Raw genomic sequence first — 12,464 nt, forward strand, 5'->3', positions numbered from 1 at the left:
TCAGTTCTCCAATTGTTTTTCTTCCCATGGATCAAAGGAAAACGGAATTCCTACCATTTGGGCAGTCAATTCATCATAGGATACCAGATCCTTTTTTGATAACTCTTTTAAAGAACGCTTACCCATTGCTCGTAATGCCATCTTGATTTCTTCTGTACACGCTGTTAAGAATTTCTCCGCGGATTTTACCCCTACTTCAATCTTAAATTGATCCTTGTATTTTCCTTGATTCCAAATAACTTGTGTCGGCGGTTCAAACGGAAGGGCATTCAATGATTGCGGATGCGAAACAGTAAATAACATAGAGGAGCCTAAATACACAGCATCGGCTCCAAGGGCGAGCACTTTTAAAAAATGCCCGGGTACGAGAAGTCCGCCAGAGGCAATTAAACTAATCTTTCCTTTCATGTTTCTCTTTTCTAGATGAATAGCAGCCCTGACAATCGCATGCAGAGTTGGGATTCCAACGTCGTCAGCTAAAATAGGGGGGGAACCGAGTGTGGCAGCTTGTGCTCCATCAACTGCTATATAATCAACACCCATATAGATTAAATGATCAATATCTTCTTCAATTTTTCCGCCCGCCCCAATTTTTACGCCAATGGGAACACCACCTGTTATACTCCGAAGCTCATCAACAAGTTCTTTCAAATCATCCAGCGTTTGATCTACAACAAAATTATCATAAATCACGGCATCCTCGTTTTCCTTTAACCCCATCAGTTCACGCGCGCGGCCCGTTAAATTTTTTGGAGAGATTTTCCCACCTGTGCCGAATAATGCGCCTTGTCCCAACTTAATTTCGATCATATCGGCCTGTTTAATTAATTCTTCCTCTTTTGACCAATCTGTTTTAGAAAACTGTAAAATATATTTTCCTCCGACATTGATTTCCTCAGGCAAAACGGCCCCCTCTCCAGAATTAATGGCGGTTCCAACATTATTCGCTGCGTGTGCCAATGAAAGTCTCACTTCCTCACTGAGAGCAATCCCATAGGCCATGCCGCTGATCATTAACGGGATTTTTATTTTCATCGGTTTTTTTGCTTGAGGCCCAATGGTTACTTCCACATCAACATCTTCTTCACTGTCAATCGGAAAAGGTGATGTTTGGGCAGGTATAAAGGTAATCGAATCTAAATGCGGCCATTTTTTTGATGAGCCAAGCGGACGGTGGAGAACATCGCCTGTTTCCGCCCGTAAGCTATTTTCGAGCATATTTTGAATGCCCATATGCCGGAGACCGGGCATCAATTCCATCACATTTTCTTGATAATTGTCTGTTAAAATAATCTTTCCCATTTGCTTTACCATCCGTTTCATGATCCAACGCCAACCAAAAAGCATGAATATAAAAATGATAAAAAAACACGCAACCATTCCAAAGGTCAAGTAATATAAGATATTCGCCATCGTTATTTCTCCAAAATCTGAATAGTATCAACCAATACTAGTATATTCCAAAAAATGCTAATTCTATAAATATCAAGATGATACTAAGAAAAAATTGGAGCAATCTTTAAAAACTATGTATTTATAACGACAAAAATATCATAATAAAAAATAAAAATTTATTGATAATCAATAAATTTCGTGTTACATTCACATTAACAATAAATTTGTGAGGTGCTGTTTATGAAACATGTATCAACACTATTCCTGAAGATAGCAGTTATTCTGATTGGGATCCCTGTTCTTGCTTTGTGCATCTTTTTGGTGCCTGAGTTAGGAAAACTTGCAGCAAATTTGCTTCCTGACTTTGCTTTTATAAAATATGGGGTTGCCATCGTTTTTGATGCATCGGCGATCCCCTTTTACTTTGCTTTGTATCAGGCTTTCAAACTTTTACGCTATATTGACAAAAATACTGCTTTCTCCGATTTATCTGTAAAAGCATTAAAGAAAATCAAATACTGTGCCATAACAATTAGTTGTTTACATGTGCTAGTCTTGCCGCTCTTCTATCTCTTTGCGGAGAAAGACGACGCCCCGGGTGTCATCTTTGTCGGATTGGTTGTTCCTTTTGCTTCCATGGTGATTGCCGTCTTTGCAGCTGTTCTTCAAAAACTGTTAAAAGAAGCGATTGATATCAAATCTGAAAATGACTTAACGGTCTAGGTTTGTATTACAATTCATTTGTGAGGTGTTTTTTATGAACCGATCGGCAACTTTTTTCCTAAAAGGAGTAATTATTCTTATCGGAATTGTCGCACTTGGTTTATGCATATTTCTGTTGCCTGAGATCGCCAGTAGAGATGCAGAAGCGCATCCAGAGACTGCTTACTTGCAATATCCCTTTTTACTGGTTGCTTATTTATTCTCTAAGCCATTTTTTATCGCGTTGTATCAAGCATTTAAACTTTTAATTTACATTGATAAAAACAATGCATTCACGGAATTATCTTTAAGGGCATTGAAGGTAATCAAACGTTGTGCGACTAGCATCATTGCTTTTATTGCAGCTGGAATCATATCTGTCGTTATATTGAGTGCAGGTACAGGTGAAGACATAACAGGTATTATAAGCTTGGGATTTATGCTCACTTTTGCTTCAAGCATAATCGCAACCTTTGTTGGCGTCCTCCAAAAACTTGTAAAAGTAGTCATTGATATAAAATCTGAAAATGATCTAATAGTGTGAGGTGAAAACATGTCGATCATAATTAATATTGATGTGATGCTGGCTAAAAGGAAAATGAGCGTAACAGAGCTTTCGGAGAGGGTCGGAATTACGATGGCTAACCTCTCTATCTTGAAAAATGGAAAGGCCAAGGCCATTCGTTTTTCCACTTTAGAGGGTATTTGCAAGGCATTAGAATGCCAACCTGGAGACATTTTAGAATATAAAAATGACGAGGCGGCTCAACAATAGTAAACAACAAATTTCTTCAACTGTCGCAACTTGTTCAGAAAAAAGCGAGGACGGATTGATTTGACCGCCTTCGCTTTTTTTCGATACGTTTTTAAGTTTTAGAATTGCTCATTTGATGGATAATCTTTGGATATTGATTACATATTTATGTTTAAATTTTTCGCGAATTATTTCATATCGCTAATCTTCACATTAAAGATACCCAATAAAGATAAGACAATGATAATGGATACAAACCACGCTAACAGTGGCCTTTTTTGATGAATAGGTAAAATAAAGAAAATGATGCCCGTAAAGATAACTGACCAACCAAAATTCCAACCATGATGATAAGTTATGAATTTTAACTTGTAATTAATATATTCAATTAATAAATACATCCCACACCATAGCAAATACCATAAAGACTGTTTTCCCAAGCTATTAGGAAATCTCCCTAAATAAATCAACGTAGTTGCACTGTATGAAAAAACCATTTGCACAAGAGAAATTATTGTATGTTTAGGTAAGATTAAATCATGGAATATCCACATAGATTTTTGATAAAGTAAAAAATTATGTAAAAAATCCCCTATTATAAAGAAAAGAATGGTTGAATAATATTGTTTCCAATTTCTCCAATCACCCCAAATTATACCTGCAATTACGTATAAAGCGTTTATAAAAATATACATATGAAACCATTCCCTTGTATGAAATACAGTTATAATTCCCAGTAAAATGTGGAATTATTATAGGTACCAACTCCTCTTCTAATATTTGTGGTAAACAGAGGGTCAGCTCCCATTCCCCGAATTTGGTCACACTTATTTCTTTGTTATGAAAATGGGTTGTTTCCACCAGACTGTTGATGACAACTTATCATGATCGGTCATATATTCAATAATTTCCTCTGTTACCCCGCCTTTGAATTGTTCGCTATTGAAACAATCAAATATAGAGTATTATATAAAAGGACGCTACATACTACTTCCGTAAGGAGGAATGCATTGTGAAAATGGAACATGTGGGAATTATGGTCAATGACATGGACGAGTCTTTAGCGTTCTATCAAAACATCCTCGGTTTAGAATTAAGAAATAGAGAGTGGTTAAATGACAGTGTTGAGCTCGCTTTTTTATTTTTTCCAGAACAGCCGAGTGTAGAGGTTGAACTTGTCCACGGCGGCAAGGTGGAAAACGAAGGAATCGTGAACCACTTGGCCTTTACTGTTGAAAACATTGAAGCTGAACTCGAACGCCTAAAAGAAGCAGGAATCATATTAGTAGATGAAGAACCTCGAAGCATTTTAAATGATAAAGTGAAAATCGCCTTTTTCCAAGGTCCGAATGGTGAGAAGTTAGAATTGGTAGAAAGATAAATGAAGATAGTATAGGAGATCGTAAAAAAGGGATATATTAAATCTCAAAAGTGATTAAGTGAGTGGTTCGCCGCTCTCTTTTTTATTCAGCAAATTGCTTATTCGACAGCTATATAACAAGAAAGCCGACTGTGCAATAAAAAAAATGACCTTACCTCCTTAAGGCAAAGTCATTTCAAATATATTGCTTTTCTACCATTAACTGATATTCGAATAAGAAGAAACACCAATTCTACGGTGTTTCTTCCTAATTTTTCAAAGAAAAAATATATTCTTAACGGAAGCCTTATCTTAAAATGTCCTCAATTCGAGCGAGGGTTTCAGCATTTAACTTTACGCCTGATGCTTTTACATTTTCCTCCATTTGTTCAGGACGACTTGCCCCTACAAGAGCACTGGATACATTTTGTTGTCGTAAAATCCACGATAGTGCCAGGGTGACAAGTGACATGTCATTGTCTTTGGCAACCTCTTTTAGGAGTTCCACTTTATCAAGATTCTCCTCAGTGAGTAATCCAAAAAGATTACCGTACTTTTCTTGTGATGCACGGCTTCCTGCAGGAGCCTGAGAACCCTTCTGATATTTACCAGTTAAAACACCCTGGGCAAGAGGAGACCAAACGACTTGGCCAATGCCATGTTTTTCACATACTGGGATGACGTCCTTTTCAATATACCGTTGAAGCATACTGTATTGTGGCTGATTCACAACAATTCGGTCAAGGAGTTTTTTGTCTGCAAGATGAACCGCTTCTGTAATTTGCTCAGCTGTCCATTCACTAACTCCGATATATAATACTTTTCCTTGGCGTACAAGGTCATCTAAGGCCCGCAATGTTTCATCGAGCGGCGTTTCCTGATCAAAACGATGACAATAATAAATATCCACATAATCTGTGTTCAGGCGTTTTAGACTCGCATGACATTGTTCCATTACATGTTTTCGGGATAACCCACGATCGTTCGGCCCATCACCCATTGGCCAGAATACCTTTGTGGCTAAAACGTAGGAATCACGTACGAACTTCTTTAGGGCTTTTCCGACTACAATTTCTGCTTCCCCGCGCATATAAACATTGGCAGTATCAAAAAAGTTTATCCCAAGGTCATAGGCTTTATCGATTGAAGCTGTAGCATTTTGTTCCTCTACATACCCGCCATATGTAAGCCAGCTGCCTAAACTTATTTCACTCACTTTTAGTCCTGTATTTCCTAAACGACGGTATTCCATGTTTATCCCTCCCAAATAATTTCGTGACACAAAATAAAAATACTATATGTTTTGTCTCTATGTCCAATATTTTGCAACTTGTTCCAAAATAAAGAAAAGGCCAAAAAGAATGGACTTTTTGCATGACACCAAATCCATTTCTGTTGTACAAGCTGCCACGATAGCAATAGCTATTTTTAGGCTTATTTCCCATAAACTCCAGTATTCATCACCATTTTTTCTCGAATCTCGAAGCAACCCCTCTTTTATTTTACCTTATTCATTTTTCAATCATGATTTCTTAATACAACTCAAAATGACGTGTATTAGCACACGTCATTTTTGTTTGGACCTATTTTTTTTGAACTGATATCAGCCATTTCCTTAGGTTAGTTGGTTAATCATTAGACAATTCTTCCGGCTTGTTTAATTGCTGCTGACGGTCATTTATACTACGGTTTGAAAAACTAGGGAGCGGGTTTTCTTCTTTCCGCACTCGTCTTTTATTTAGCCATTCCCGAATACGTCTGCGCAACCTTGACCTCTTTTTCACTATATATCTCCCCTATCACCTTCACATTTTCCTTGGGCAATCCACCGGATTAGCATTATTTGGGTCTCACTAGTAGTATATGGTTTCATTTTAACAGGTTAAGGGGAAATTTGTTAAATTTATTTGTATCTTCTTGTACGGTCTGCAAACTGCATATTAAAAAAAGCGAAAGTAGCTTGGTTCGACCGCCTCCGCTTTTTACTCAACGCTGAAGTATTAAACTTATTGATAAAATTGCCGTTCATAACAAGCCTGGTGGACTTGAGAAGGTTGCGGGTCATTAATTATGGTAAAGAACACACTCATTTTTGAAGTGTGTTTTTTTATCCTAGTAAGATTGTAAACTAAAACACTTAAACGCTATTGAATGGTGTTTTTTAGTTAACATAATAAAATTATTGTTTATAACCTTCTTGAAACATGGTCATCCAATACCTTTTGGGAAATGAAAGATTACATATTTTCTAGTCCACATTTCACTTGAAACCATTATTTCACCTTTTTCATTTTGAAAAACAAAGCCCGAACCTAGTTGTTCTTTAAAAAACCAGCCTTTATCTTCCATCAATCTTTTTAAATTTTCATACGCTCTTCCTTGTTTCATTTCTGATATATACCACTGGTAACTGTTTTCATCTATAATTTTAACAATATTTCCATTCGATTTATTCACCTTGTTTATTACTTCCGATTTTGAAACTGATTCGATCGGAAGAGCAGGATAATAAATATCCTTCAGATAAATCATTAAGACTCCGAATAAAATTACTATAATCGTTCCTGTTCTAATCCATTTGCCCATGAGGAACACCTACCTTGATATCGCGAGATGACAACTGATTATGCCTATTTTACAACAGACTGCGAGGAACTACCAATCATTTCCACAGGGAAATATACGAATTGGCTATTAAACTATCGGAAACACTGATCGGCGGATATTTTTTGGGAATTTCTACTTAGTTCGGACAGTTCCTCTACTTTTTTCACCGGCTTTGTCCGAAGAGGCCACAGGTTCGGACAGTTCCCCTGCTTTTTTTACCGGTTTTGTCCGAAGGGGCCACAGGTTCGGACAGTTTCTCTGCTTTTTTTACCGGCTTTGTCCGAAGGGGCCACAGATTCGGACAGTTTCTCTGCTTTTTTTACCGGCTTTGTCCGAAGGGGCCACAGGTTCGGACAGTTTCTCTGTTTTTTTCACCAGTTTTGTCCGAAGGGGCCACAGGTTCGGACAGTTTCTCTGTTTTTTTCACCAGTTTTGTCCGAAGGGGCACCAGGTTCGGACAGTTTCTCTGTTTTTTTCACCAGTTTTGTCCGAAGGGGCACCAGGTTCGGACAGTTTCTCTGTTTTTTTCACCAGTTTTGTCCGAAGATTCACTTCGTTCAGATATTCCGATGATATTTAAATGCTCCTATTAACATACAACAAGGATTAACTCATAAATGGGTTAATCCTTGTTGCAAAAGTGTAGCTAGCAGCCTCGAAAATCAATCCTATATCCCTTTCAAACTATTATCAAATAATATTTTGCTACTTACTTTGATGGCTTAATATTATGGTTATGGCGGAAAAGATTTTCTGGATCGTATTTTTCCTTAATCTCTACCAATCTTGCATAGTTTTCTTGGAATGCATTGGTTGTCGCCTCTTCATTTGAACCAATTGCATTGAGATAGGATGCCTTTTTATGTGAAAATGGCAGCAATCCACCGTAGACAGAATCGATCCATTGTTTACAAAGGTCGTCATCCCCTGCCATAGCCATGCAATCAACCAACAGGACAAATTTCGCATCCCTAATGGCATATGGTGTCGCCGTTGCTGGTACTCGGTTCATTTCTCCGCCAAGTGCCCATAGCTGTACCAAAATACTTGGAGCAGGTGCATTATAGATTTTATATAGAAGCTGGTCGATAATTTCATCCGTTAGTTGATCAAAGTACAACGAGGTTCCATAAACACGAACGTGTTCAGGTACCATCGGGTCAAGCTTCTTTTGGTATTCTGCAAATGGCATTACACCTGTATGATCCATGATTGGTTCTGCCAATTCGCGCAGCGGCTTTAAAATGGTTTCTCCTTCTGATACATCTTCGGCGTAAATTCCTGTAAACATAATGACCTTTTTGAAATGTAAGATTTCTGGTAAAAATGGAGCAGGTGGTAATACGGTTGCCGTTAGATTAATAGAAACTGCCTCATCAGGGGCTTGTTCCAAGAATGCTTGCAGTTTTTGAATGATTTCTTTTGCATCCTTAAGATCGTACATGACGTCAAGTGCAAATACTTCTGGTCCTACATTATGTAAGGCAAATTCAAACTTCGTGACGACACCAAAATTGCCGCCACCGCCACGGATGGCCCAAAACAGGTTAGGATGGTTTTCTTCATTCACATCAATGGCCTTCCCGTCTGCTGTTACCACTCTTGCACCAACGATATTATCGCATGTTAAACCATACTTTCCTCTTAAATAGCCAAGCCCGCCATTCAAAGCAAGACCTGCCACACCTGTTTCAGAAACCGTTCCAGTCGGTACCGCTAATCCATATTTTTGCGTCTCAAGGTCAATATCTCCAAGTGTCGCGCCACCTTCTACGAGTGCCACTTGTCTAGATTCATCCACCACCACACTCCGCATTTGTGATAAATCAATCATCAAGCCTCCATCACAAACCGCAAAGCCGCCAACATGATGTCCGCCACCGCGAATGGAGATGGATAGATGATTTTCCTTTGCGAACTTTACTCCTGCACTCACATCTTCCTCTGATTCACAAACGACAATGGCTGCCGGCTGTTTATCAACTGCCGTATTCCAGACTTTTCTTGTTTCCTCATAGCGTTCATTCCCCGGCAGTAGTAATCGACTACCAATCTGATTTTCAAGTATATTAAACACATTTTCACACTCCTTGTATTAGATATAATGACCCATTACTAATATACCATTATTTAAAGTAGTGTGACTGTTTTGAATTTTAAATAAATGTTGAAAAATCATTTTTTATTTCAACAGGTAAAAGGTGGAGCAAAGCCGTGAAGCATTCATGATGGTCCAATGAAATTCCTTTGATAACAAATTAAATTTGTGTAGAAAAGTATTTAAGGATTTTAAAAGTTAATAATAAGGAGGAAGTTTGGAGGTGTTAGCATGGTTTTATTAGCCATCTTCGGTAATAGCAGAGAAAAACGGCGAGAGAAAAAAATTCAAAGGGGAATATGTCCTGATTGCTCAGGAAGGGGATTTTTTTCTTCAGGCTTTGAATCTGTTTATGTCCAAGACTGTAACACTTGTTTGGGTACAGGGAAAGCGATAAGGATTTAACTTAGTTATTTAAACCTACGTACCAAATATTATTGAAGCCAATACATCCTTTTGAAATACCTGAATTCACGTGCTAATCCTGTGTTTTTTTATATGTTCCATACAAAAGCTATTCATTAAAACACCTGCTACAAACCATGAAAATATTTCAATCGTTTTCAAGGTTGTGGATCTTTTTTTGGGGAAGCTTTTTTCTGTATTTTTCAAAAAAGCTTTGAAATCCATAAAAGAGAAAAGCCTTGTAAAAGAAATATAAAAAGAACTGGAATTCGTTAAATTTAACAAGTCTATATAATTTTATTTTTGTAAATAACCTTGTTATCGGATATACAAAAATTACATCCCCAATAGCATTTAACATAATAAACTTTTTAAAATTTCCATAAGACCATTTTAATATCCATAATGAGATCACTAACATCGGACCAATGAGAAAAGGTAATTCATTTCCTATTAATGATTGGGGCTTATTATAAAAAACCCACCACCTGCGTTTTTTTCCAATCTTAGCATCTACACCACACAATAGTACAGCAAGGATTGAGGCAGGTAAAAATCTTTTGAAATTCTGAACCCCCAACAGAGGCACTGTAATCCAAGAGATTATTATCAGTGCAATATTCAATAGCCGCTGATTTTTTGAAGACATAATAACTCCACCTTATTTTACAGGAATTCTTAATTTTATTATGTCTCTCAGGGTATTAAATTATTTATAATAATAGAGGTGATTTGCGCCCCTCACAAAGTTCGATCAGGCGGTATTTGTTGTTTTTGTTAACCATTTTCGGACATTTCCTCTGTGTTCCTCACCGTTTTTGTCCAAAGAGACCACTAGTTCGGGCAATACCTCTGGCTGGTTTTATCCTATCTTTTGTTGTTTAGAATTAATCCAAATAAACATTATTATGTCAGTATAATTCCATGCTTGTCCATTTCACTCATACTCGTTTCAGCATAGCATGTACTATCCCTTAGAGATAAGGAGGTGATACATTTTGTCTGACGGACATGGAATGGGCACATCTTTTGCGTTAATCGTAGTGCTTTTCATCCTCTTGATTATCGTTGGTACACAGTTTATGATGGTGTACTAAGTTAGTATCAAAATTGTAACGACTCATATTATGGATAGAAGCGTCTATTGGCGCTTCTATTTTTCTACTTAATAATCAATGGAAGGAGATAAGATTGGGACTTATCTCCCCTTCCATATACATTATTTGTTTGTTAACTCCTTCAACGCCTGCTCTACAAATTTGTTCTCGATTACTTTGGACGTATCCAGTTTTTTATTAATACCACCAACAGAATATAAAAAGTCAGCTTGTTTCTGGTGTGCTTTGCTAAATTCAGCTGTTGCCGGAGACAAAATAGGATCACTTTTTTTCAAAACCGTTTCAATGATTTTTACGTCAACCTTTTGTGATTGCGCGATCTCCTTTGCTACCTCGTCAAGGTTTTCGACGTAGTGCCTACGGACCTCTTCATATGTTTTTAAAAATAAGACGGTTAAATCGGGATGTTCTTCGGTAAATTTTGTTCTGGCAATCAGAAAGCTAGGTGCATTTATATTCAAATCCTCTCCGGATGCCAATACCTTTGCTCCCGTTTGAAACACAGCAGTCGTCACATAAGGCTCCCACACCGACCAAGCATCAATGGAACCATTATCCAATGCTGGCCGCGCTTCATCCGGCTGGAGCTGAATAAGCTCGATATCTTTATCCGTTAAGCCGGCACGATCCAATGCCATGTATAAAAAGTTATAGGCACTGCTGCCTTTTGCGACAGCTATTTTCTTATTTTTTAAATCCTTCAATTCTTTAATGGAGCTTCCTTTCGGTACTAAAATAGAGTTTCCCTTTCTCCCATCAGCTGTAACAGCAATGGCCTTAAAATCGATATTCCCTGACTGCCCCGCAATAACAGGTGTTCCTCCCACAGAACCAAAATCCAGTCTGCCTGAAGCCAATGCCTCAAAATGCGGCGGTCCGCTTGCAAACTCATTCCAAGTCACTTTTACCCCCACTTTTTCAAAGGCTTTTTCAAAGTATTTATGATCTCTTGCATAGGGGAGAATCCCTGTTTTCCCCTGAACTCCTATGTTCACGACAATATCCTTTTTTGCCGCCTTCAACGAAGCTTCTGAACTGGAAGCTTCAGCACAGCCGCTTAGTAAAAATAAGACTATGACGAATAAGAAACTATAATATTGTACTAATTTCTTTGACATTAAATTCCCTCCCTTTAAGCCTATATGATTAGTCGGATTAAACCAAAAAAGTTCTCCTTATCCCTTGAAATTATCCTGCCATTTTAATAACCTTTTTTCGAAAACTTTTACAAGAGAATCTGAAACTTTACCAAATACAGCAAAAATGATAATCCCGACAAACACAATCGAGGTTTGCGAGAATTGCCGTGCATCCATGATGAGATATCCGATCCCTTCACTCGAACCCATTAATTCAGCAGCGACCAACGCCAGCCACGCTACGCCGATAGACAATCGCAATCCTAGTAGAATGTTAGGCAGCGCTGAAGGTAAAATCAGTCGTGTGATCAGCTGCCAGCGATTAAACTCCAGTACTTTTGCCACATCAAACAATTTTGAGTCCACACTTCTAATCCCTAAAAACGTGTTCACATATAGCGGGAAGAATGCCCCTTTGGCAATCAGCAATATTTTCGAAACCTCACCAAACCCAAACCATAGAATGAACAATGGAATGACCGCCAAAGTAGGTACGGTTCTAAGCATTTGAATGGTCGGATCTACCGTTTGTTCAATATTCTTTTTAAAACCAACCGCTACTCCGACCAACAGTCCGAGGGTCCCGCCTATTAAGAATCCACCTAAAGCTCTCCATAAACTAATTTTAAAATGTTCTATTAAATTACCAGTTAAAGCTAAATCAATAAAGGTTGTAAGGATCGCGCTGGGTCTTGGCAATAATGTCGGGGATATCAGGCCCCACGCCCCTGTCAGCTCCCAAATGACCAAAATGACGATTGGCAGAATAAATCCTTTTAACATAATGGTTACCTTGCCTAGGTCTCTCTTACTTTTTAAAACTCTCTTCTTAGAGGAGTTTACTTTATCCAAAGATATCGCTGATTGGTTACTCATTTATGAACCT

General features: G+C 38.0%; 14 protein-coding genes. 5 read left to right on the forward strand and 9 right to left on the reverse strand.

The features are described from left to right. Positions 1 to 1,413, reverse strand: a complete 1,413-nt coding sequence (locus V5M37_RS16610; protein ID WP_423798285.1) for an FMN-binding glutamate synthase family protein — start codon at positions 1,411 to 1,413, stop codon at positions 1 to 3. 222 nt (positions 1,414 to 1,635) lie between these two features. Between V5M37_RS16610 and V5M37_RS16615 the strand changes: the two genes are divergently transcribed. The 3 genes from V5M37_RS16615 to V5M37_RS16625 are packed head-to-tail and all read left to right on the forward strand — an operon-like array spanning position 1,636 to position 2,872. Then, a complete protein-coding gene (locus tag V5M37_RS16615; protein WP_423798286.1) occupies positions 1,636 to 2,118 on the forward strand; it encodes a DUF2975 domain-containing protein in 483 nt (160 codons plus the stop codon). Positions 2,119 to 2,152: 34 nt separating this feature from the next. Then, entirely contained in the window at positions 2,153 to 2,641 is a 489-nt protein-coding gene (locus tag V5M37_RS16620) for a DUF2975 domain-containing protein (protein WP_423798287.1), read from the forward strand. Positions 2,642 to 2,650: 9 nt separating this feature from the next. Next, positions 2,651 to 2,872 carry a helix-turn-helix domain-containing protein gene (locus V5M37_RS16625; RefSeq protein ID WP_423798288.1) on the forward strand — a complete coding sequence of 74 codons (222 nt, stop codon included), beginning with the start codon at positions 2,651 to 2,653 and terminating at the stop codon, positions 2,870 to 2,872. 167 nt (positions 2,873 to 3,039) lie between these two features. Here the strand turns inward: V5M37_RS16625 and V5M37_RS16630 are convergent, their stop codons facing one another. Further along, the gene (locus tag V5M37_RS16630; protein ID WP_423798289.1) at positions 3,040 to 3,546 is read right to left on the reverse strand and encodes a CBO0543 family protein; all 507 of its coding nucleotides are present in this window, start codon (positions 3,544 to 3,546) and stop codon (positions 3,040 to 3,042) included. A 323-nt stretch (positions 3,547 to 3,869) separates the two neighbouring features. On the opposite strand from V5M37_RS16630, the gene V5M37_RS16635 reads away from it, so the two are divergent. Continuing rightward, positions 3,870 to 4,232, forward strand: coding sequence for a VOC family protein (locus V5M37_RS16635; protein WP_423802636.1), 363 nt, complete (start codon positions 3,870 to 3,872; stop codon positions 4,230 to 4,232). Positions 4,233 to 4,518: 286 nt separating this feature from the next. Here the strand turns inward: V5M37_RS16635 and V5M37_RS16640 are convergent, their stop codons facing one another. The 5 genes from V5M37_RS16640 to V5M37_RS16660 form a co-directional block, all read right to left on the reverse strand. Beyond that, complete coding sequence (locus V5M37_RS16640; RefSeq protein ID WP_423798290.1) at positions 4,519 to 5,463, reverse strand: aldo/keto reductase family protein; 945 nt, start codon at positions 5,461 to 5,463, stop codon at positions 4,519 to 4,521. Between the two features lie 376 nt (positions 5,464 to 5,839). Then, positions 5,840 to 5,995: a hypothetical protein gene (locus V5M37_RS16645; RefSeq protein ID WP_213119337.1), complete on the reverse strand. Its 156-nt coding sequence runs from the start codon at positions 5,993 to 5,995 to the stop codon at positions 5,840 to 5,842. 424 nt (positions 5,996 to 6,419) lie between these two features. Then, positions 6,420 to 6,797 (reverse strand): hypothetical protein, encoded by a 378-nt coding sequence (locus V5M37_RS16650; RefSeq protein ID WP_423798291.1) that lies wholly within the window; start codon positions 6,795 to 6,797, stop codon positions 6,420 to 6,422. Between the two features lie 730 nt (positions 6,798 to 7,527). After that, entirely contained in the window at positions 7,528 to 8,895 is a 1,368-nt protein-coding gene (locus V5M37_RS16655) for an FAD-binding oxidoreductase (protein ID WP_423798292.1), read from the reverse strand. Between the two features lie 574 nt (positions 8,896 to 9,469). Continuing rightward, entirely contained in the window at positions 9,470 to 9,970 is a 501-nt protein-coding gene (locus V5M37_RS16660) for a hypothetical protein (RefSeq protein WP_423798293.1), read from the reverse strand. 367 nt (positions 9,971 to 10,337) lie between these two features. Here V5M37_RS16660 and V5M37_RS16665 point away from each other — a divergent pair, with 367 nt between their 5' ends. Beyond that, positions 10,338 to 10,418 carry a YjcZ family sporulation protein gene (locus tag V5M37_RS16665; protein WP_423802637.1) on the forward strand — a complete coding sequence of 27 codons (81 nt, stop codon included), beginning with the start codon at positions 10,338 to 10,340 and terminating at the stop codon, positions 10,416 to 10,418. 122 nt (positions 10,419 to 10,540) lie between these two features. On the opposite strand, the gene V5M37_RS16670 is transcribed toward V5M37_RS16665, so the two are convergent. Together V5M37_RS16670 and V5M37_RS16675 are read right to left on the reverse strand one after the other, a co-directional pair. Continuing rightward, the gene (locus tag V5M37_RS16670) at positions 10,541 to 11,557 is read right to left on the reverse strand and encodes an aliphatic sulfonate ABC transporter substrate-binding protein (RefSeq protein ID WP_423798294.1); all 1,017 of its coding nucleotides are present in this window, start codon (positions 11,555 to 11,557) and stop codon (positions 10,541 to 10,543) included. Between the two features lie 57 nt (positions 11,558 to 11,614). Beyond that, on the reverse strand, positions 11,615 to 12,454 hold the full coding sequence (locus V5M37_RS16675; RefSeq protein WP_423798295.1) for an ABC transporter permease: 840 nt from the start codon (positions 12,452 to 12,454) through the stop codon (positions 11,615 to 11,617). Positions 12,455 to 12,464 lie beyond the last annotated feature (10 nt).

Origin of the sequence: Neobacillus sp. SAB-20_R2A, from assembly GCF_049568635.1 — a bacterium.
GTDB classification, from domain to species: domain Bacteria; phylum Bacillota; class Bacilli; order Bacillales; family Cytobacillaceae; genus Neobacillus; species Neobacillus citreus.